Genomic DNA, 20,686 nt, shown 5'->3' with positions numbered 1-20,686 from the left:
TTTCTTTCCTCGGGCTAGCTCGTGGCGGCCAGGGCCAGTTCGATGTAGGACAGTTCCATGAGGTGTTCGGCAGTTTTCCAGAAGTAATCGAGTTCGCCCGGTTGGGGGACGGCAAAGGAGGACGGGGCCCAGGCGCCGTTTTGTTCCTGCCGGTCGACGAACCATTCGCCCATTCGAACAACCCAGGCGAAGCTGTCCGGTCCCGGATCTGCGGTGTGCATGGCAGCGGCACCCCAGCCGAACTTGCAGATCTGGATGGATGACGGATCGTCGAATTGGGCCTCCGTGCCGTTCTGGTTAAGGCGGAGATAGTTCTTGCCCAGTTCCAAGGCACTCATGTTTTGGGTTTGCTGGTAGTAACCGGCCAGGAAGGCACCGGCGATCCCGGACTGGAAATAGGCCTGCCTGGGGGCTGTGTAATCCACGCGACGGATGAAGGACTGCTCCGCGGGGAAATCGGTGACGAGGTCTCCGCCCCTGCTGCTGGTGAACAGAGCCTCGGGCAGAGAAGGCTGCTGGGCGTAATTGTTGACAAGCCAGCCGTGGACACCGTCTGCGATTTCGCGGTGGCCGGTGACCAGTGCGGAAATGCCGAGCTGGCAGGTCTTTAGCATGTCTTGAAGCGGGTCTTGGGTGTGGTTGGCGTATTCGTACGCGCCACCGGTCCGAGGATCACGGTAGGTTTCCAGGGTGGCCATGACAGCCTCGGCGGTGTCGTAGCGGGCAAGGAGCCAAGAAGCGATGGCGAGAGGGGACAGCAGGTAGGTGGGGGTGCCGCTCGTACCGCCGGTGTAAGGGCCGCCGCCATAGGGGCCGGGGCGCAGGTCGCCGGTGTCGGTCAAAGCGTTCCGTTCGGCCCATCCCATCAGGGCGGCGGCCGCTGCCGGTTCCCCGGCCAGGCAGAGCGCCCAAGGAGCACGCCACCAGGAATTGGCGGTCTGTGCTCCTGCCGGGGTGCCGTCGTCGGCGATGCGGTCCGTGATCCAGGACGCGGCCTTGGTCCGGGCCTGCTGGACCCGTTGACGCAGTTCGAGGATCTCGATGGCGGGGGTTTGCTGGGTGGTTGTCACAGGGACAGTCCTTTCCGGGCGGGGATGTGTGCTTCGAAATCGTCGAATGGTTCGCCCTCGGGGTACACATTGTTGAATAGTTCTGTTCCGTCGGCGGTGAGCCGGACATCGGTTCCGTTGAGGATGCGGACACCGGTTGTGGGGTCCTCGCGGACGGCTATGCAGGCTGTTGCCAGGTCGAGTCTTTTGCCTTCCTGCTGGTCCAGGTAGTCCACGACGGACAGGACGGCAGTGTCACCCGTTATGGCAAGGGTCGGGTCGGCGATGCGGACGAAGAGCAGCCCGTGGTGGCCGCTGAATCTGACATCGCCGATGAAGGCAAACGACTGTGGCTCCGGCGGGTTCTCGCTTTGGGACGGCGTAACGGAAAAGAGGAACTTTTTCCCGCTGATATCTGCTCCATCGGTGGTAGAGCAGATACCATCGCCCATGCGGGCGATGTACCTTACGAACCCTTCCTTGATTCCCCAGTGAAATCCTGGCGGGGGAGTATCAGTTGTCTGCTGTTCCATGGTCTTCTCCGGCTCAGCTGGCGAGGACGGGTTTATGGATGTCGGTGGTGAGGCGCTTCAGAGGGACGCTGGTGTCTGCGGCCAACGGGGCTGGGATTGAACGTCCGGCCAGGAGCGCCGAACGGATGGCCATAAAATCCACAGGGGTGTTGACACAGTCTGCCGCGATCAGTTGCCCGCCCAGATAATAAAGCACGCTGAACTTTTCGGCGTCGACAGATCCGCGCAGGACGTGCCGGTCGTGTCCGGCGGAAAGGCCCACCGACTGCAGTTTGAGGTCGAATTGGTCCGACCAGCACCATGGTGCCGCCTGATACTCTGCACGCTGGCCTGCAAGGGTCGCTGCAGCGATTTTTGCTTGTTCGATCGCGTTGTTGACGGATTCGAAGCGGAGCCGCTCCGGCCCGTGTCCGGTAGCGAGTGGGTTGATGACGCTGGTGCAGTCGCCTGCGGCGACGGTCCACCCGTCGGAGGCGAGGCAGGCCCTGTCGACGAGGATGCCATTGTCAACGGCGAGCCCCATCTCCCGGGCAAGTTCGACGCGCGGTTCGGCGCCGATCCCGACAATAACGATGTCGGCCGGGACGGTGTGCCCGGATGCGAGCTGGACTCCCTGGACTTTGCCTGCACCGTTGTCGAGGATCGTGGAAACCTGGGCCCTGGTGATGAAACGCACGCCGCGGCGGATGTGGGAGTCGCGAAAGAAGCTGCTGACCAGGGGGCCGACGCTGCGGCTCATCGGAGAGCTTCCGCGCAGGAGCACGGTGACTTCCTTGCCAAGTTTCTTCGCGCTGGCAGCGACTTCCAGTCCGATGAATCCTCCGCCGATAACTACCACGTTCCGGGCGTCACCGAGGCGGTTCTTGAGCTCCGTTGCATCGTTCGCATCGCGTACGTACATCACGCCCTCCAGGTGGCCGCCCTCCCCGGCGAACCGGGTGGGGGCGGCACCTGTTGTCAGGGCCAGACGGCTAAAGTGAAACTGCCGTCCCGAGGCTGCTACTGCGACCCCTGCCCCCGGGCTGATCGATGTGATCCGTTCGCCCATGACAAGGTTGATGGAACGATCCCGGTAGAACTCCCCGGCACGCAAGGCCAGGTCGGCGTGGCCCGCTTCCCCTTTGAGGAATGCCTTCGACAAAGGCGGACGCTGGTAGGGGGCGTGTTCCTCCGCTCCGACGAGCGTTATCGGTCGGTGATAGCCAAGGTCACGCAGACTGCTGGCGATCTGTACACCGGCCTGGCTTGCACCGATGATGAGCACTCCGTGGTCGTTCTCGCTCATGACAGCAGCCTTCCTAGGACTGGAATTCCGGGGTGGTGACGTGAAGTGTGTCCAGCTCACTGCTGAGCGTCACCTGGCAGGCGAGCCGGGAGCACTCCTGCCGGTCTTCGGCCGCACCGTCGAGCATTTCGTCCTCGAGCTCGGACATGGGCGGCAGTTTCGCGGAGTCCGCGGGGTCGAGGAAAACGTGGCAGGTTGCGCATGAAAGAACACCGCCGCATTCGCCTTCGATGCCGGGGATACCGTTTTTTACGGCGAGGCGCATGATGTTGTCGCCATCACCGCCTTCGAGGGTGTGTACCTCGCCGTCGTGGCTGGTGTAGATGACCTGTGTCATTGGAATCTTTCTTTCTTACTCGGAAGGGCTTTGGAACGCACCCAGTGGCGCGCGGGGGGTGAAACTGATGGGTGCACTGATGTATCCGTTGACAAAACCGATGCTGGGGTAGGGCTGTGCTTTGTCCTCGTCGAAGGTGAAGTCCGGGATGCGGCGCAGGATGGTCTCGAGCATGATTCCAATTTCCACTTTGGCCAGTGGCGAACCGAGGCAGCGGTGATTGCCGTTGCTGAAGGAGAGGTGCTCGGGGGCGTTGGCGCGTGCCAGATCAATCGTGTCCGGATCCGGGAACTGCTGGGGGTCACGGTTCGCGCCGGCGAGCCAGCACAGGATCCGCTCGCCTTTGGCGATCTTCTGGCCCATCACTTCGGTGTCCCGCACTGCTGTGCGGGCGACCGAGCTGGTGGGGGGGAAGTAGCGGAGCAACTCCTCGACGGCGTTCTTGCGGTACTTGGCGTCATCGCGGACCTTGGGGATTTCCTCACGGTGGGTACTGAGCCACCTGAGGGCGTGCGTCGTCGCGGACGTCGTGGTGTCAAACCCGCCCAGGACGAGGGCATTAATCATGCTTTCCCCTTCCTGGTCCGAGAGCGGCTTACCGTCGACGGTGCCGGCGGCCAGAGCGGAGATGAGGTCTCCGGTGGGGTCTGCGCGGCGGGAGAGGAACTCTTTTCGGAAGTCCCCACGCAGTGCTGTCGCTTCCGCGTAAAGCCGGGCGAAGTCCGGGGACGTCGGCATCGTAAACGACTGCCGGTGAGCAACGTCGGCTACATGATCCATATTGGGAACGGAGTAGCCCAACAGATGCAGGGTCGTCCGCGCCGCGGTGAGCAGGACGATGTCGTTGACGAGGTCGGCCGTGCCGTTCTGTATGACTGCATCCAGTGCGTCGTCTACGTTTCGCTGGGCCACGGGCCCCCATTCCCGCAGGGCGCGGGGCGTAAAGAACGGAACCTCGATGCGCCGCCGTTGGGTATGAAGGGGAGCGTCGGACTCGCCAAGTTCCAAACGGTAAGGCATCTGGGGAATCATCATCCCGCGGCCACCGTTCCCGGTTCCCTCCAGGTCGTTGTAGGAGGTGAAGGTTTCCCAGTCTTCAAGCACTGCAGCGCAGGCCGCGAACGACCCGACGAGCCAGAATCCGTCGTGGTTGCCGGACCACACCACTGGGCCGCCGGAGGCATGGTAATCACGGGCGATTTCGCCCCACCCGTCCCGGTACTCTGGACCATGGTGGTCGAAATCGAAGGTGGGCCTGGGCAGCGTTTCGGTCATTTTGCTGCTTCGCTTTCCAGTGGTGCCGCAGGGGTGTTGGCCTGCTCGATAACTTGGTCAAGGACGGGCAGCAGGCTTTCCCGGAAGGCGATGGGGTCGTCCTGCATCGCGAAGTGGCTGAGCCCAGGGGAGACCACAAACACCGAGCCCGGGATGTTTTCGGCGACGGCCGCACCACCGTGGACAGTGTCATGGGCTGCTGGATCGTACTCGCCGGCGATAACGTAGACCGGCTTGTTCACAGCATCGATTTTGTGGCCGTTGATCTTCAGGTCGTGTCCGTAAGCGAAGTAATCATTGTCGCCCGCGTAGATGCCGGGGAAGCTCGAACGGTAAACCCAGTAAACCTCCTGGGCGTTCGCTTCCGGCGCCAGAGGTCCTGCTGCACCGAAATTCAGCGAGGGAGCGTAATCGGAGGATAGGTTTGGTGTGCGGAACAGGTCATTGCTGAAACCTTCCGGCATGGCCGGGACGTCGTACCAGCCGTTCAGGGAAACAAACGCGCCGAACCTGTCACCGTGCTCGGCCGCCAGATCGAGTGCCAGCTGCCCGCCAACGGAGCAGCCCATAAAGAAGGGCTGATCAAGGCCGAGAGCATCAGCAATGCCAACGACCCAGTTCATGAGGTATTCGCCGGTGGGAAGGTAAGGCTTCTCCCACCAGCGTTCCCCAATCGGGGGCAGGGAGCGGCCGTGGTAGGGCAGGTCATAGGCGTACATGGTGAAACGCGCCTGCATGTCGGGGTCGGCCAGAAGGTGCCGGTACTGCCGGCTGTCAGCGCCTGCCGTGGCACCCAGCATCAGGGGGATTGGGCCATGCCCGGCTTCTTCGTAATACACCCGGGCCTCGACGCCGTTGGCCGTGACGTAAACGTACCGGCCCACCGCATTGTCGGTCCCGCGGAAGGGCTCAGCCGGGGCTGAACGCCGGGTCGGGCCCGTTACGCTCTCAACCAGGACGCGGTAAAGCCGCTGCAAACCGCCCTGATATGCAGTGATGATTCCGGCAAAGTCACCGTCCACAGTCAAGCCACGGGTCCCAGCCATCGTCAGCGTCTCAAACCCCGGGGCCGGTGTGCTTGAGGCAAGGGCCTGGGCCCAAAAGTCCTCTCCAGCTGCCAGCGTCACTGCCGCATCTCCCTCGGCTTGCCGGACTTTGAGTCCGCTCGGGCTGAATTCGAAATCCAGGGACTGGGAGCCCACCTGGACCCGAATAACTGCCGACAGACCCCGCATCTTGTATGCCAGCTCATTATCGGCCAGCACCGCGGTACGAAGAGTTTCAATGTTGATTTCCGGGACCATGGTGTCCTCTCGCTTCCTTGCGTAGCGCGCCATCGCGCCGTGTCAGTATCAGACATTTCGCGTCACTGTGTGACAGAAATACTATATGACACAGCGCACATTTTCGTCAAGGACCGCGTCGTTCGAAAATCTCTGGCCTCACTTTTGGCAAGTACACCTTTGGAGTCGTGCAGACATCGCCCGTTAGTTTGACGCACATCATGGGCAACAAGCTTTTCGAGCAAGGAAGCGCTTTCCTGTCCGTATCAGCACCGGAGCCACGGCCGATGACCAAGCCTTTTTCAGGAGGCGGCCGGACCACACTTCCCAGGTGGCATGGCTTCGGACCGCCTTTGCGCTGGCGGGTGCGGTCACCGCGCCCATGACCGGCAATCTTGCCGAGCATTTCGGCAAGCGCCGCATCCTGCCCGTGACCACCGGAGTCGTCTACGTTGGTCTCCTCAAGCGGTTCCTAGACCCTGCCCGTCTTCCGTCCCTGGCGATCGAGGCCGGGATCATGGGTTTGGCTTCCGCGGCACTTTCCGGGTACCGGCACAGCAGGTGTGCTCCTCGGCCTCAGCCTCGGCCCCATCTGGGAATGGACAACGCGACGCATCCTCGGATTCATCGCTGTACGCCTGGCCCGGCTCGGGCCGTGGTGCATCCAGTCCTTGATACAAACCACTACATGGTCGACCTCAGGGAGCTCGCCACGTTCCTCCTGGCCGCCACTCTTGCCCTCGCCGGCATCGGCATAACCTGCCAGACATGGTTCTACGTCCTTGTCCCCATAGTCGGCATGACCCCGTCCTCGCTCCGCCGGGGGCACATCGGCATGGCCTGGGCATCGAAGTGCGTCTGAAGATTCGGAAGGAAGGCCGCTTTCAGGGGGCACCCGCGCCTGACAGTCAAAAACAGGGCCAATGAGCTCTGGCATTCAGTCCTGAGGCCCTTGGCCGTGCTCACATGTCCCTGCTAACCGTGGACTGCCCAAGGCAACAACTCCTATGTACAGCCTTGGAACTGGCGACTCAAATACTCCGCGTTTGGGTCTGAAATGAGTAAAAAACTTTCGCGAGGGCATCGGGATAGCTGAGGCCGCCGGCATTTTCTTCCGCGGTCAGCCTAAGCAAGACGAACGTCATAAGACCCCACAGGCGGGCGTCCTCCCGGGCAAGATGAACGAAGCGCGAGCCAATGGCACCGCTAATGCGGTCCTGCCAAATCTCCTGGCGGGCAGAAAGACCTGCACGCAAGTTCTCTGAGTCACTACTTAGCCGATTCACCAATGGCAGGAGCTCTGCAAACTCCGTGAACCACTGCAACAGGGCGGCCTTGATCGTATCCACAGGAGCCGCAGCCGGGGCGACCGTTTCAAGGAGCTTTATCAACCGAATATTTGTCTGGTCGGTAACATCCAGCAGGACCGTTTCCTTGGTAGGGAAGTGCCGGAAAAATGTGCGCGAGGTCACGCCCGCCTTCTCCGCGATCTCCGATACGGGTACTTGGTCATAGCCGCGCGAAAGGAACAGTTCCAACGCCGTAGCCCGCAGGCGCTCTGACATTTCAAGCTTCGCCCGCGCACGAGCTCCTAGTCGCGAGGTCTCAAGCGCAAGCTTCATCGGTGCCACCATCTCGGTTGTCACGATTCCTGACTCCTTCTTAAGCAAAGCCGCCAATACAGACGACTTATGTCAGTTTATGACACTTTCACGTCATCGGCGAGAACGTGTGCCCGGCGTGCTAAAAGGGACTTTCTCAACGTGGGGCTGCCGTACCGCGCCCCGCGGGACTCCGCTTTCCCGGTTTTGCCGCCAAAGCGGCCGGCGGCGACGCCGCGAAAGCAATCGCCCTAACTGCGATCGACGCCGCCAGCGGCCCCCTTGTCCGTGCCGGCCCTCTGGAAAACGCCGCCGTGAACCACTGCTAGCTTGCCGACGGCATTCTCGAGGTCTAGAGCGACCCGTACCTCTCGCTGCGCAACATATTGGCGAAACCTGCGGCCCGACGGGGCGTCGGTGAGCAATGACGCGTGAGCGACCTTGGCCGGCCTTCGGGCCTTAGGTTTTCACATCGTTGTCGTGGTTATTGCCCGGGTTATTTCACCTGGAGCTGCTGGATATGGGAAGAGAAGAGTGTGAAGACCTCTGGCACCGCAGTTGAGATGGGAATCTGGTGTCTTAGCGCATAATCCTCGGAACGGAGGAGTAATGCGTAGGCGAGTGACCCCCATAGGAGGACCGCATCGTGGTCGAGCTCAGGAAAATGAGCTGCCAGTGCGGTGGCCAGGTTTGGTTCCCATACAGTCTGCCGCAGGAGCACTGCGGCGCGAAGAGTGTCGGAGTTCTTGGTGAGTAGCTTGACGACGTCGAACAGGTCCGCGAACTCCTCGAACCACTCCGCCAGCGACTGCTGGAGTACGTCAAGAATGCTTGTCGACTCGCATTGGCGTACGATCCGGACGAGTCGATCGTTCGTCATGTCCGTCAGGTCGAGGACGATCGTTTCTTTTGTGGGGAAGTGCCGGAAGAAAGTCCGCGGGGTAACTCCTGCGCGGTCCGCAATCTCGTTCACCGTGACCGCGTCGTATCCCTTTTCCATGAACAGATCCAGCGCGGACGAACGCAGCCGGTCTCCGACGTCGCGTTTGGTCCGTGCGCGGGCGCCGAGCGCGGAGGCCTGTATGGCGCGCTCCAAGGTGCTTTGCAAGTCAGTCATCACTCTCCTTACGACCAACCTACAACGTCCGTGTCACTCTTTCCTCGAAATTTCGTTGAACATGCCATCTAAGCCATGTAGTGTCCCTTGCTAACAGTTACTGACAGTTGCTGACACTTTGGTTCACAAGCTGACAATCATCAAAGACGATGGAGATGAACATGGATAGTCACGGCGGCGCCTCGAAGCTATTAGAGGCACCTATCAGCAAGTCGGCTGATCTTCGAAAGAACTTCTGGGTGCTTTTCGCCTGCTTCCTCGGAACGGGAACTGGCGCCCTGTCGCTGGTGAACTTCACGGTAGGCGCAACGATTCCGATCCTAGAGGCTGAATATGGCTTCACTCGAGCCTCGGCGGCCGCTCTGGTCACCGTGAACGGTCTCGTCGCAGGTTTCATCGGCATCGGCGTTGGCATGGCTATTGATCGGGTCAATCTGCGCGCGGTCTTGGGTGTCAGCATCCCGCTCTTTGCGGCGGGCCAGGTGTTCATCAGCATCGCCTTCGCCAATGATGCCTCGGTCGGCCTCATCCAGTTCCTGTTCGGCCTTGCTGCGTTCCTTGGCGCAGGAACGACCACAGTCGCTTACACCACTGCTATTGCCGGCCGGTTCACCTCGGCCCGCGGACTTGCTTTGGGGCTGATGGGGCTGGGCGCTGGAATATGTTCCATTCTTCTGCCCCCGATGATCATCTCGCTGGAGCCGACGGTGGGCGTTCCTGGGCTGTATCTCATTTATGCTGCCCTGGTACTGCTGCCTTGGCCCTTTGTGCTGGCTACCTTCCGTGCGGATCATCAGGTACGGCTTCCGGACGAGGTCGCCGCTGCCAGCAAGACGAGTCAGTTCGGCGTCCTTCGCTCCTCGGTGTTCTGGCGGCTGTTGGCCGCATTCGCAATCCTTGGCGCCTTCTCCACGGTGCTCTTCGCACACACTTTCCCGGCGCTTGTAGGTCGCGGGATTGATCCGATCGTTGCCGCATCGGCGTTGTCGTTGCTTGGTCTGGGTAGTCTTTCCGGGCGCCTCATCTCGGGATATCTTCTCGACGTCTTCCAGGCGAGGTACGTTGCTGGAATCTTGATCGCGCTTGCGATACCTGGCCTGCCCGCGAGCGTGTGGGGACCCATCGGTCTGGTGTACGGTGCATGCCTCCTGGCGGGGGTGGCGATCGGCACCGAGATGGACTTCCTTGGTTACTACCTCAGCCGACACTTCGGCGTCGCTGGACTCGCCTTCAAGATGTCGCTGGTCTTCTTCGTTTTCACACTGGTGGGAGCGCCGGCGCCCTTTGTGGCTGGTCTGGTGTTTGAAGCAACCGGAAGCTACGACATCATCGCGGCTGTCGGCGGTGTCGCAGTGGCTATCGCGGCATTGCTCATCTTTTCTCTTCCCAAGACGACAACCGTCCGCCCCCGTCTCTCACGCCGAGATAGGGAAGAGGTTGGAGAACCCGTCAATGCCTAGTCGCCAGCGGTCCTACTTGGGGTCATGCAACCTGTATTCCGCAGGAAGCAGCTGAGATAATGTCACCTACTGACACAATGCATTACTACATGTCGCAAGGAGCGAAACGTGGATTCTTTCAGCACTACGGCAGCTGCCGCCCTCATCGAGGGTGATCGGGAGCTGAGATATCAGCTCCGCGGCTTTGACGAGCATGTCATTCGAGTTGAAGTGGGCCACGCGGGGTTCGATGTTTCGTTGACCGTCGACGGAGTGCGGGTGTTCCCGGTCGGTGACGATGCTCCAGCGGCCGTCATCACCGGTACGGAGGAGTTCTGGCTGGAGGCCTTCCAGCCCGGGATTCCACGTCCGGGGTTCGAGTCCCTCACGATGGCGCAGCGTTCGGGTCTAGTGGTTCGGGGGGATCTTCAACTCGTAGTAGCGCCGTATCAGGGGGCGCTGCAGCGCTTGTACCAGCTGGTCCGCGAGTCGGTAGCCGGCCCCCTTCCTCGCAAGGCCGGGGGTAACCCGTACAAGCTGACGGATAACGCCATCGGTCGATACGTCTATCTCCACACTGACGAGGGCGAGGCCCGGGTCTACTACGAGACCGCGGGAACGGGTTCCATTCCGTTGGTTCTTCAAGCAACTGCCGGCACAGATGGTCGGGAGTACCGACACCTGCTGGCTGATCCTCGGATGCAGGATCGGTTCACCATGTATGCGATCGATCTGCCATACCACGGCAAGTCGCTCCCAGTGGAAGGCGTTCGGTGGTGGGAGCAGGCCTACCGACCGACCCGAGACTCCCTCATCGCCTGGATCATCGCCTTCATTGACGACCTCGATCTGGAGCAGCCGTACTTCATGGGCACGTCCGTGGGAGGTCAGCTCGCGCTGGACCTCGCAGCGGAAGCCGGCGACCGCTTCGGTGCGTTCGTCAGCATCAACGGCTGGTACGACATCCCCGAGTCGGCGCGGTCGTTCGATAACGACCGATTCCGTACGCCGTCGATCTCGGCGGAGATGGTTCCTGCAATGATTCTCGGGGCGACAGCACCCAACGCTCCGGAGGCCGATGCGCGGGAGGTGTACTGGATCTACCGATCGAACTTCCCTGGAATCTACGCCGGGGATAATGACTATTTCATGACCGGTCATGACCTCAAGCAAAACGGACACAAAATCAACACAGACCAGAGCCCGGTATGGCTGATCGTGGGCGAGTACGACCCCGCGTCGCTGGATCCCGATCATGGTGCACCGGCCGTGGTGCGCAACATCCCCGGTACAGTCCTTCGCGTCGGTGAGGGCCTCGGGCACTTCGCGCCCTCGGATGATCCCGTGGGCTTCAATGACTTCATAGTTCCGGTACTCGATGAAATCATCAGTGAGGCGTCATACAAGCAGGGAGCGGTTACGCGATGACCAGGCCGACGATTGACTACAACAGCAACTCGCCCCATTACCGGGAGAACTGGGTGCAGATCGCAGAGGACTTCCACGCGTCCGGCAAACCCATTGCTTGGAGCGACAATTACGGTGGATTCTGGCTGGTCGCCTCTCATGCGGCGGTGAACCAAATCGGCTCGGACTGGGAAACCTTCACGAGCGTGAACGACCTCTCCGGTACCGAGAACGGCGGCCAGGGAATCGTGATTCCCCGCTCCACCTACCGACTTTTCCTGGGCGAGTCAGACCCCCCATTGCACACCGACCGGCGGCGTATCGAAGCGCCGTTCTTCACGCCGCGCTCGGTTCGACAGTGGGGGCCGGTTGCGCATGGCTACCTCAATGAGGCGGTGGACGCCTTGGATGGACGTGGCAGCGGAGACCTGGTCGACGACGTCATCATCCCCACGACGGCGCGTACCACGCTGCATGTCCTTGGTTACGATCCCGACGACTGGCGCGACGCCGCTTACTCGGCGCACGCGGCGGTTTTCCTAATGCCAGATGACCCCGGGTATCCCCGTGATGAGCAGGCCCGCCTGCGGCAGCGCTTCCGGGACATCATTCTCGAGCGCAGGACCAACCCCACAGGTGATCTGATCACGGCACTCGCCCAGGGGACTGTGCAGGGTGAACCGCTCTCACTTGATGAAGCAGAGAGCATGCTGAACATTCTTGTGTTCGGAGGATTTGACACCACCACTGCGCTTGTCGCGCATGCGCTGATCTGGTTGGACGACAAGCCTGAGCTGAAAGAGCGGCTGCGTGACCACGCAGCACTGCGTAAGAACGCAGTCGAGGAGTTCCTGCGTGTCGTCACGCCGGCGACGAACATCGCCCGGACCGCGGTAAAGGACACGGAAATCCTCGGACAGAAGATCGCCAAGGGAGAGCGAGTGTGGATGTGGCTCGCGGGCGCCAACCGGGACCCGCTGGTCTTCGAGTCTCCGAACGAGATCCGACTGGACCGCGAGAACGCACGCGACCACGTGGCGTTCAGCACGGGTAATCATCGGTGCCTCGGTTCACCGCTGGCCAAGGTCGAGGCAGAAGCCATGCTCGAGACCATCCTGCGTCGCCTTCCGGACATGCGTATCGATCACGAGGGCATCAAGAAGTATCCGAGGTTGGGAAGCATCAACGGTTTTTCCGCGGTGCCGTTCCGGCTGGACGCAACCGCCGCATAAAGGACGCTGCAGGACCGCATAAGACACCACAGGACGTTGACAGAGGCGGGGGGAGGAACTGCCCCGCCTCTGTCATGCGCCGGGATCACCATAGGTAAACGTTCTCGTGGGCCAGAGGTACGACCAAGAACAGCTGCACGTTCCCAATCGAGGCAGTTGCTGACGACTCGGGTTGCGCTCAAATCGCTAGCGATCCGTCGTGACCCCACTGCCAAGTACGTTGGCTGAGAGCGCCACGTCCGCGCTGCGGGCAGGACTATATCAGCGAGTCAAGACGACCGAGGGCTGAACTCGACGGACCCTCCGTCCAGCGGCAAATGCTTCAGCCTGTGCTCCACACGATGGGCTGGTTATTTGGCCTAGAAGGGAGATCCCGTGGGCGATGACGAGTGCCAGCAGCACGAAGCCGCCGAAGGCCTCCAGCCCCATCAGCGCTTTGGCACGGGCTGAAAGCGGCATTGTGTCCGTTGGGCTGAGTGCCAGGGAGTTGGAGAGGGAGAAGTAGAGATGGTCAATGAACGCCGCCGTCCAGCCGGTCTTTACCGAAGACCTGGCGGCGACTTCCTTCACGGCGTCGTGGTCTTCATCCTGGGGGAAGCGGAAGTCTGCTCTGGGCAGGTCAGGGCGCGGGGTGTGTCGGCGGGATACCGGGCCGCCCCGGTCCAGTTCCATGTAGACCATGGCAAAGGCGATCACGTTCGTCACCCATACCTGAAGTGCGGCGAGCAAAAGGGTTGGGCCGTCGCTGTTGTTGCGTTTGTGAGGGCAATAACCAGCTGTATCAGGGCGGTCTCGTTCGCCACGACCAACAGAAGTGCCTGGCCAACGGAAAGATATTTGAACCAGCAAGTTTCGCGGGTGAGACGGCGGGGATTCAGGGTCACGAGCGGAATCAGGAGTCCCAGTCCGACGATGACGACGGTGTAGCGAACACCCGGCAGGAATGTCGTCGGCAGCGTCCCGTACAGGCCAAGTGCGGCGAGCAGGCCAAGGACGGCAGGCCAGCGATGCTCCGCACCGCTCTGTTGCTCGTTCTCGGTGATCGTAGTCGGAATTTAGGCGCGGTTGTCCCGCCCGCGGCTGCCACGGCATTTGGCACGCGCCGCATCTGCTCAGCATCAGCCACCTCGTCGTCAAAAAGTGTCGGCGACCCTCCGCAAAAGGGCATAGATCACGGCACATGCTCGCTCGGAGATCACGGAAATTTCCGGAATCGCGCTGGTCCGCAATTAGCGGCGGAACCTTTTGGGCAGGGCCAGCTCGAAGCATCGACAGCTATGGGTTCGCCCCCATTCTTGTCGACGGCTGCCACCGGTCGGACAGTACGCAGTAAGGCAGCACTCGGCCAATTCCTGAATCTCCTTGCTGATGGCACACAACAGTGAAGCGCTCCGTCTGGTCAAGCGTTCAGCCCCTGAACCGGCGGTGGGGCACCGGATGATCACCCGGATCATCGACTAATCGCAACGCTTCGGCGCTCCGCCGCCATGTTCTCGCCTTCTCCGGTGTCACGGTAAGAACCGGGGGGAGAGTCCACGAGTTGTCCAGGGCCTTCGACCGGGAACCACAGTTTTGAATTGTCCGGCAAGTAATAAGAGAGATCCGCGTGAAATATGATTCCTTCATATGGACAGACCGTTATGTTTCCATGTGATGGAGCATCCATGTCCAGGGCGCGACGACAACACCTCGAACTGCGCCTGCCGGCTGTCCGAGAATTTCCCGGCTCAACGATTAACGGTGCAGCATCACAGAGAAAGGAGCGGCTGGATGACCATTGACCTTGACAGCATTGGCAAGAAATGGATCGTTGGCGAAAGGAGTTGGAGCGCCAGGGACGCCATGTTGTACGCCTTGGGTGTGGGCGCCGGAGCCAAGGACCCTTTTGACGAGCTTGCATTCACCACCGAGAATTCCCGCGACGTAGACCAATGCGTCCTGCCGACCTTCGGCGTTGTTCTGGGCTCCGGAAGCGGCAACCTGTCCAGATTCGGAGACTTCCCGCTCTCGTCGATCCTGCATGCCGAGCAGGCACTGACCCTGCATGCGCCCTTGCCCCAGGCGGGTACGGTCGTAACGACGGCGCGCGTCGTCGACATCCTCGACAAGGGAACCGGTGCCATGATCATCACGGAGGCAGCCCTGCGGGACAAAGCCAGCGGTCGGCTGCTGATCCAGAACCGCAACACGATTTTCGCCCGAGGCGAGGGCGGCTACGGCGGCTGGCGCGGCGAGTCGACCGTATGGGAGCAACCGGCGGGCGCACCGGACCATGTCGTTCAATACCAGACGCGCCGGGACCAAGCCCTTTTGTACAGGCTCAGCGGAGACGGGAACCCGCTCCATTCCGATCCAAGGATGGCCGCGGATTCCGGCTTCGACAGGCCCATCCTGCATGGCCTGTGCACGTTCGGCTTCACCGGCCGCGCCCTTCTCCACACCATGTGTGATTCGGACCCGTCCCGTTTTGGCAGCATCGCTGTTCGATTTGCATCGCCCGTAATACCCGGCGATGAGCTCACGGTCAGAATGTGGGACGCCGGCGACTCACTGAAATTCCAGACCCTCGTCGGGGACCGCGTGGTGCTGGACCGCGGCCTCTTTACCAGGAGAGAATCATGACCTTCAACGTTCCACAAGCTTCCCCAGAGCCCGAAACTACTGGAAGGAGGTAAGACCGGGCGGTGATTTTTCCTACTGCGTGGACAGGGAAAGGATCCCTCCTACCCGCCTTCGTTCTCTCCTTTCAAGGGGAAACGCAATATCGTATTATGCCAAGTCAGTGGCAAGACGACGCTACATTCCTACATCATTAATTACCGCACCCTGCCCGGTCGGACGGTGGCCAGTCTTGCCCGTCATAGCCCGAGTGAAACTTGCAGACCCACCCTGATGCTAACGGTCATCGATGCTGAACCAATCCCGTTGCCTGGGCGCTGGCCGTGCCCCTGACCGTGAGGTTTGTAAACGTCGAGGACATGGCCTGCCCGTCTTTGCTCCGGAGGTGGCGGCCGCATACAACATCAACACCCACGATGCATCCCGGCCACGCCGCAGTGGTCGGCGCATACCGACAGCAGCGACCTGTTGGGGGCCTTTTCGGCAGAGGTTAGCCGACCTTGGGCTCTCTCTTGAGCAGGTCCATGACACCTTGCTCTATGGTGCCGCTGAAAAATCCACCTATACAGATCTAGATGCGCCAGGAGCCGGCGAAGACGCTCGATGGTCACGGCACGTGCGCCGAATGAGTGAAACGCTCACCCGGCATGGTTGGGACTTAGGATCTTGTCCACAAGCCCGCATCTGATTCTTGTGCGTGGAACCATCCATTAGAAGCGGGAACGTCCTGCTTCAGCCGAGTGCAGCGCATCAGGATCACAGCAGCAATGACTCGCTTGCGGTACGCGCCGGTTCCGGCTGGAAAACCCTAGGATACCGTGGCTGCGGGCTCTCACAGCCACTTCCAATACCAAATCTAAAGAGCCCATAGCGGACCTTTCGTCAAGCTATAGGCTGCGCCGGGGGAGAGGTGACCCCGTCTTAGTAGTAGGGCAAGTGAGGCCTGTAAAAATGGGTGGCATGGACACATTTGAGGACGGGGCCGAGGTTGGACAGGATTTCGTCCTGAAGTGTACCGAAAACTGAATCGCGGCTGACTGGACATGACGAAGGCTCATCTAAAGCGGTCGACGGCGCGGGCGGCCGGTTTTCAGGCCTGTCCAACCTCATCGCGTCCGAGGCGTTCCATGTAGCCGTTCCCCCGCTCATCTTCGATGCGCCGATAACGGAAGGATGTTCTATAAAGCTGTAGTGATCCGATTGCAGAATCTGCAGAGGAGGACGCGGTGATACGTACTTCGCCCGCTGGCATCATTTGCGGCGCGTCCGGTCTCTCTCTGCAGATGGGAAACCCCCGGACCCGTGCACAGCGCGAAGCGGCTGCGGCAGCGAATGGTTGTTTCCTAGCTACCGGGCCGGGGCATCACATCCACCCCAACACGCTCATGCTGCGCCTAAGGGAGGCCGACATCGACCTTCGAGGCGCGCGCAACACATCCCTGGGCGCACTCGCCACGGAAGTGCCCGCGCCGCGAGGACCTCGTCAATTTCTACGTCAGTGGCGGTCGGGTAGGTCTTGAGAGTTTCGTTGGTGTAGGGGTTCACAGAGGCGTATGCCATCTGAGTGTCCTTTCGTTCGGTTTCTTGATTTGCTCAGAACACGATGACGCTGCGCGCGACCCTGCCCTTCTTGAGTTCCTCGAAGCCTGCGTTGATCTGCTCAAGGCTGATCGTCTGGGAGACGAGGTCGTCCAGGTTGAATCGGCCCTGCAGGTACAGGTCCGCGTAAAGAGCGATGTCTCGTTTGACGTTCACGGACCCGAATTTCACCCCGCGGATCGCCTGTTCCTTCATGAGCATGCCGGTGGGCACCATGGGATCGACGTTGAGCTGTAGTTTCGTTCCCGGCTTCTGCATGCCCACAATGTAGGCGGTGCCGAAGTGGTCGAGCATCTGTGTAGCCTGAACGAGCGTGGGCATGAGTCCGATCATCTCGAATGCGTGATCAACTCCGTGCCCACCCGTGAGATCGCGCACCTGCTCGACCGGATCGCCGTCGTCGGGATTGACGAGGTCCGTCGCGCCGAACGTCTTTGCTAGCTCCAGCTTGCCCGGCTGAAGATCCACGGCGATGATCCGGCCCGCACCGGTGAGCGCTGCGGCCTGCACGGCATTTAGACCCACACCACCACATCCGATCACCGCGACCGTCTCACCGGCCCGGACGTTCGCGCTGTTGAACACAGCGCCCGCGCCGGTAACAACACCGCACCCCAGAAGGGCAGCCCTGTCGAACGGGACACGCCGATCGATCGATACGAGCTGGTTCTCGTTGATGAGCGTCTGTTCCGCGAAGCCGCCGATTGCACCGAGCTGCATGACGAACCTGCCGTCCGGCATGGTGAAGCGGGCGTTCCCACCCTTCTCCCGATCACGCTTGGCGGCTTCGCGGCACGAGGTGTTCCTTCCCTGCAGGCACTGGTCGCAGTGCCCGCAGAAGTACACGGGGCAGGCGACAACGTGATCGCCCACCTTGACCGACTCAACGTCCGGCCCCACTGCAATCGCAACTCCAGCGACCTCGTGGCCTTGTACGAGGGGTAGCGGAATGCCGTAGTCGTTTTCCGCGATACCCAGATCGCTGTGGCAGAGGCCGGAACCCTTCACCTCGACGAGGACTTCGTGACCGATAGGGTCGTCGACCCTAATGTCGTCGAGCACGTAGGGCTCGCCGGTCTTCTTGATCAGCGCTGCCTTCATTATGTTGTCTCCTGCTCTTTACCCGCTGTGACTGTGCTTGAGATGAGATACCGTCGCAATCTGCTTCCCGACTGCGACGGGACCGGAGGTTTGTGTTTACGCGAGGCTTCCCACGAGTACTTCGGAGTTTTGGTGGGAGAAGCCCTCGTAGTCGTCAGCCGCAACCTGATCGCACTTCTTGCGATACGTCACATGGCCGCCTGGGTAGGGCATGAACACTCGCGGCTTGCCCGGGATGTTCGCACCCAGGTACCACGAGGCAGCCTTAGTGTAGATCGTGGCATCCGCCAAGGCGTTCACGTGGTCGACCCACTCGTCCTCCGCTTCCATCGTGGGCTCGGTTACGGGAATGTCGTGGTCGCGCAAGTAATTCAGGTAGTCGGTGATCCATTCGACGTGTTGTTCAATGGCGGCTACCACGTTGCCGAGGACCGAGGGGCTGCCCGGCGCGGTGATCATGAAGAGGTTGGGATACTTTGCGGTAGCGATACCCAAGTAGGTCCGGGGTCCGGCCTCCCACTTCTCCTGTAGGGTCAAACCACCACGACCTCGAATGTCCATCTTGAGGTACGGCCCTGTCATCGCGTCGTAGCCTGTAGCGAAAACGATGGCATCGGCTTCGATGTCGCGGCCTCCCGCACGAATGCCAGTTGCAGTGATCAGCTCGATCGGCGAGTCCTTGACGCTGACGAGCTCGACGTTGTACCTGTTGTAGGTTGCGAAGTAGTCCGTGTCCACGCACAGGCGCTTCGCTCCAACGGGAAAGCCGCTGGGACAAAGAAGCTCGGCAGTCTTCGGGTCGTCGACGATTTCCCGGATGCGCGCCCTGAAGAACTCCGCGACCGCCTCGTTCGTGTTCTCGTCCACCATCAGGTCGTCGAACGTGCGGAGTATGCTCGCTCCGCCTGCCTCCCAGCCCTTTGCCAGAGCGGCGTTGAATTCCTCAGCCGATAGCTCGGACCCCTTGCCCTCCGAGGGCGGGGCGGGCACTCCTCCGGCCGTAGCTCTCGCTGCCTCGCGCAGCTTCCGGTAGTTCGCCTTGATCTCCGTGATTTCTTCCTCGGTGAACGGGCGGTTCCACGCCGGGACGGAGAAACTCGGGGTGCGCTGCAGGACGGTGAGATGCTCAGCCTGCAACGCGATCTGAGGAATCACCTGCAATCCCGAGGAGCCAGTCCCGATCACGACGACGCGCTTACCGGTGAAGTCCACGCCCTCGCGTGGCCATTCCCCGGTGTGGTAGATGTCCCCGACGAAGTCGTCGAGCCCGGGGACGCCCGGGAGGTTCGACGCCGACAGGCAACCGACGGCAGTGACGACGAACTGTGCCTCGACCGTCTCACCCTTGTCCGTGGTGACGACCCAACGGTTGCGCTCCTCATCGTAGCGGGCGCCCGTGACAGCGGTGGAGAAGTCGATGTCCTTGTAGAGATCAAACCGCCCGGCGGCGTGCTGGAGGTAGGCGAGGATCTCCGGCTGGGTCGCGTACTTCTCCGTCCAAGTCCACTCCTGCTCGAGCGCCTCATCCCACGAGTACGAGTAGAATGTCGAGGGGACGTCGCAACGAGCACCGGGGTATTGGTTCCAGTACCACGTTCCGCCGACGTCATTGCCCTTTTCGAAGGCGCGGACCCTCATACCCAAGTCGTCGCGGAAGCGGCGGAGTGCGTAGAGACCTGCGAAACCGGCACCAACGACGACGACGTCAGCGGTGCTAATTGTGGTCGGTTCAGCTGATTTAGCGTATGGCGTCATCATAGTCCTCCTCAGTTCGAGTTCAGGTAGGGGGCGAGCCTCTCGGACACGTGCGCCACTCCTGCGGCTGAGCCAGGCAGAAGGTTGGCCATCGTGAAGAAGCCATGCATCTGTCCCTTGAAGACGCGGACGTCAGTGGGCACACCGGCCTCCTCGAGTCGATTCGCATAGGCCGAGCCCTCGTCGTGGAGTACATCGTGTTCGGCGAGAAGAATGATCGCCGGTGGAAGTCCGGAGAAGTCTGACGCTCTCAACGGGCTCACATCCGGATGATCACGATCTTCTGGAGGGCAGTAATGCCCCCAGTACCACTCCATCGCCCTTGCATTGAGCAGGAGCTGATTCTCTGTGGCGCGATACGATGTAGTGGTGAAGACGGCATCCGTGACCGGGTAGACGAGCACCTGGGCGTCTAGCTTGGGGCCGTCCTTGTCGCGGGCCCACCTGGCGATGACTGCTGCCAGATTCCCGCCGGCGCTGTCGCCGGCGATGATCAGCGGGGCATCAGCCCCCGCGAGCTCCGTTCGGTGTTGGTCCGCCCAGTTGAGTGCAGTCCAGACGTCGTTGACGGCTGCCGGGTAGGGATTCTCCGGCGACTTGCGGTAGTCGACGAGAATCACGGCCGCCCCGGACTTCTTCGCAAGTTGGCGTCCCAAGGTATCGAACTCGTCGATATTGCCGGTCACCCAACCACCCCCGTGGGAGTAGGCGATCACCCCTGTGGGGTTCTCCGACGGTACGAGGACACGCACCCGGAAGGTCCCGCCATCAGCGGAGGTCAGGGTCGCCTCATCCACGCGCTCCATGTCGGGCCCCGGCCCACACATCTGCTTGAGGGTTTCACCCGACTTTCTGACGACTGTCGGTTCAAGCTCCCACATTGGAGGTCCGCCCCGGGAGGAGAGTTGCTCAACGAATGCTTGTGTAGCTTGGTTCAATGCCATGGTGTCTCCATTGATCTACGGCAGTTGCTGAGGTCAAGGGCGCAAGCCGTGACCGATACGTGATTTGGCTCTACTGGTGCACGCGGGCAGCCAAGGACGGTCCGCTTTTC

General features: G+C 61.2%; 17 protein-coding genes. 5 read left to right on the top strand and 12 right to left on the bottom strand.

Features of this window, described 5'->3' with window-relative positions:
• Nucleotides 1-14 precede the first annotated feature (14 nt).
• From QF047_RS11795 to QF047_RS11770, 6 genes are read right to left on the bottom strand one after another with little or no spacing between them, the layout of a single operon-like run.
• Complete coding sequence (locus tag QF047_RS11795; protein WP_307277175.1) at nt 15-1,070, bottom strand: hypothetical protein; 1,056 nt, start codon at nt 1,068-1,070, stop codon at nt 15-17.
• The gene (locus QF047_RS11790) at nt 1,067-1,582 is read right to left on the bottom strand and encodes an HtaA domain-containing protein (RefSeq protein ID WP_307277173.1); all 516 of its coding nucleotides are present in this window, start codon (nt 1,580-1,582) and stop codon (nt 1,067-1,069) included. The genes QF047_RS11795 and QF047_RS11790 overlap by 4 nt, the downstream gene beginning before the upstream one ends.
• A 13-nt stretch (nt 1,583-1,595) precedes the next feature.
• Nucleotides 1,596-2,867 carry an NAD(P)/FAD-dependent oxidoreductase gene (locus QF047_RS11785; RefSeq protein ID WP_307277171.1) on the bottom strand — a complete coding sequence of 424 codons (1,272 nt, stop codon included), beginning with the start codon at nt 2,865-2,867 and terminating at the stop codon, nt 1,596-1,598.
• 13 nt (nt 2,868-2,880) lie between these two features.
• Nucleotides 2,881-3,204, bottom strand: coding sequence for a 2Fe-2S iron-sulfur cluster-binding protein (locus QF047_RS11780; RefSeq protein ID WP_307277169.1), 324 nt, complete (start codon nt 3,202-3,204; stop codon nt 2,881-2,883).
• A gap of 15 nt (nt 3,205-3,219) precedes the next feature.
• Nucleotides 3,220-4,479 carry a cytochrome P450 gene (locus QF047_RS11775; protein WP_307277167.1) on the bottom strand — a complete coding sequence of 420 codons (1,260 nt, stop codon included), beginning with the start codon at nt 4,477-4,479 and terminating at the stop codon, nt 3,220-3,222.
• On the bottom strand, nt 4,476-5,783 hold the full coding sequence (locus tag QF047_RS11770) for an alpha/beta fold hydrolase (protein ID WP_307277164.1): 1,308 nt from the start codon (nt 5,781-5,783) through the stop codon (nt 4,476-4,478). Before QF047_RS11770 ends, QF047_RS11775 begins: the two co-directional genes overlap by 4 nt.
• Before the next feature lie 667 nt (nt 5,784-6,450).
• Here QF047_RS11770 and QF047_RS11765 point away from each other — a divergent pair.
• Nucleotides 6,451-6,624, top strand: a complete 174-nt coding sequence (locus QF047_RS11765; RefSeq protein WP_307277160.1) for a hypothetical protein — start codon at nt 6,451-6,453, stop codon at nt 6,622-6,624.
• A 169-nt stretch (nt 6,625-6,793) separates the two neighbouring features.
• Here the strand turns inward: QF047_RS11765 and QF047_RS11760 are convergent, their stop codons facing one another.
• Entirely contained in the window at nt 6,794-7,408 is a 615-nt protein-coding gene (locus QF047_RS11760; protein WP_307277157.1) for a TetR/AcrR family transcriptional regulator, read from the bottom strand.
• Between the two features lie 451 nt (nt 7,409-7,859).
• Complete coding sequence (locus QF047_RS11755; RefSeq protein WP_307277155.1) at nt 7,860-8,480, bottom strand: TetR/AcrR family transcriptional regulator; 621 nt, start codon at nt 8,478-8,480, stop codon at nt 7,860-7,862.
• A 149-nt stretch (nt 8,481-8,629) separates the two neighbouring features.
• Between QF047_RS11755 and QF047_RS11750 the strand changes: the two genes are divergently transcribed.
• The 3 genes from QF047_RS11750 (at nt 8,630) to QF047_RS11740 (ending at nt 12,558) form a co-directional block, all read left to right on the top strand.
• Nucleotides 8,630-9,940 carry an MFS transporter gene (locus tag QF047_RS11750; protein WP_307277153.1) on the top strand — a complete coding sequence of 437 codons (1,311 nt, stop codon included), beginning with the start codon at nt 8,630-8,632 and terminating at the stop codon, nt 9,938-9,940.
• Between the two features lie 108 nt (nt 9,941-10,048).
• Nucleotides 10,049-11,347 (top strand): alpha/beta fold hydrolase, encoded by a 1,299-nt coding sequence (locus QF047_RS11745; protein WP_307277152.1) that lies wholly within the window; start codon nt 10,049-10,051, stop codon nt 11,345-11,347.
• On the top strand, nt 11,344-12,558 hold the full coding sequence (locus QF047_RS11740; RefSeq protein WP_307277150.1) for a cytochrome P450: 1,215 nt from the start codon (nt 11,344-11,346) through the stop codon (nt 12,556-12,558). Before QF047_RS11745 ends, QF047_RS11740 begins: the two co-directional genes overlap by 4 nt.
• A gap of 261 nt (nt 12,559-12,819) precedes the next feature.
• Here QF047_RS11740 and QF047_RS11735 read toward each other — a convergent pair whose 3' ends face one another.
• Nucleotides 12,820-13,263: a hypothetical protein gene (locus QF047_RS11735; RefSeq protein WP_307277149.1), complete on the bottom strand. Its 444-nt coding sequence runs from the start codon at nt 13,261-13,263 to the stop codon at nt 12,820-12,822.
• Between the two features lie 1,065 nt (nt 13,264-14,328).
• On the opposite strand from QF047_RS11735, the gene QF047_RS11730 reads away from it, so the two are divergent.
• Nucleotides 14,329-15,180, top strand: coding sequence for a MaoC/PaaZ C-terminal domain-containing protein (locus QF047_RS11730; protein ID WP_307277147.1), 852 nt, complete (start codon nt 14,329-14,331; stop codon nt 15,178-15,180).
• A gap of 1,590 nt (nt 15,181-16,770) precedes the next feature.
• Here QF047_RS11730 and QF047_RS11725 read toward each other — a convergent pair.
• From QF047_RS11725 to QF047_RS11715, 3 genes are all read right to left on the bottom strand, one after another.
• A complete protein-coding gene (locus tag QF047_RS11725; RefSeq protein ID WP_307277144.1) occupies nt 16,771-17,877 on the bottom strand; it encodes a Zn-dependent alcohol dehydrogenase in 1,107 nt (368 codons plus the stop codon).
• Between the two features lie 96 nt (nt 17,878-17,973).
• Complete coding sequence (locus QF047_RS11720; protein WP_307277141.1) at nt 17,974-19,635, bottom strand: NAD(P)/FAD-dependent oxidoreductase; 1,662 nt, start codon at nt 19,633-19,635, stop codon at nt 17,974-17,976.
• 8 nt (nt 19,636-19,643) lie between these two features.
• The gene (locus QF047_RS11715; protein WP_307277138.1) at nt 19,644-20,576 is read right to left on the bottom strand and encodes an alpha/beta hydrolase; all 933 of its coding nucleotides are present in this window, start codon (nt 20,574-20,576) and stop codon (nt 19,644-19,646) included.
• Between the last annotated feature and the right edge of the window lie 110 nt (nt 20,577-20,686).

The sequence above is a fragment of the Arthrobacter sp. W4I7 genome (genome assembly GCF_030816215.1).
GTDB classification, from domain to species: Bacteria; Actinomycetota; Actinomycetes; order Actinomycetales; family Micrococcaceae; genus Arthrobacter; species Arthrobacter siccitolerans_A.
Note: the sequence above shows the minus strand (reverse complement) of the source record. Positions and strands in the feature narration are given on the sequence as shown.

Excerpts from the sequence above, each read along its gene's own strand:
- QF047_RS11765 (WP_307277160.1), top strand. The coding sequence starts at position 6,451 with ATGGTCGACCTCAGGGAGCTCGCCACGTTCCTCCTGGCCGCCACTCTT.
- QF047_RS11740 (WP_307277150.1), top strand. The coding sequence starts at position 11,344 with ATGACCAGGCCGACGATTGACTACAACAGCAACTCGCCCCATTACCGG.
- QF047_RS11780 (WP_307277169.1), bottom strand. The coding sequence starts at position 3,204 with ATGACACAGGTCATCTACACCAGCCACGACGGCGAGGTACACACCCTC.
- QF047_RS11775 (WP_307277167.1), bottom strand. The coding sequence starts at position 4,479 with ATGACCGAAACGCTGCCCAGGCCCACCTTCGATTTCGACCACCATGGT.
- QF047_RS11770 (WP_307277164.1), bottom strand. The coding sequence starts at position 5,783 with ATGGTCCCGGAAATCAACATTGAAACTCTTCGTACCGCGGTGCTGGCC.
- QF047_RS11725 (WP_307277144.1), bottom strand. The coding sequence starts at position 17,877 with ATGAAGGCAGCGCTGATCAAGAAGACCGGCGAGCCCTACGTGCTCGAC.
- QF047_RS11790 (WP_307277173.1), bottom strand. The coding sequence starts at position 1,582 with ATGGAACAGCAGACAACTGATACTCCCCCGCCAGGATTTCACTGGGGA.
- QF047_RS11715 (WP_307277138.1), bottom strand. The coding sequence starts at position 20,576 with ATGGCATTGAACCAAGCTACACAAGCATTCGTTGAGCAACTCTCCTCC.
- QF047_RS11755 (WP_307277155.1), bottom strand. The coding sequence starts at position 8,480 with ATGACTGACTTGCAAAGCACCTTGGAGCGCGCCATACAGGCCTCCGCG.
- QF047_RS11730 (WP_307277147.1), top strand. The coding sequence starts at position 14,329 with ATGACCATTGACCTTGACAGCATTGGCAAGAAATGGATCGTTGGCGAA.
- QF047_RS11720 (WP_307277141.1), bottom strand. The coding sequence starts at position 19,635 with ATGATGACGCCATACGCTAAATCAGCTGAACCGACCACAATTAGCACC.
- QF047_RS11785 (WP_307277171.1), bottom strand. The coding sequence starts at position 2,867 with ATGAGCGAGAACGACCACGGAGTGCTCATCATCGGTGCAAGCCAGGCC.
- QF047_RS11750 (WP_307277153.1), top strand. The coding sequence starts at position 8,630 with ATGGAGATGAACATGGATAGTCACGGCGGCGCCTCGAAGCTATTAGAG.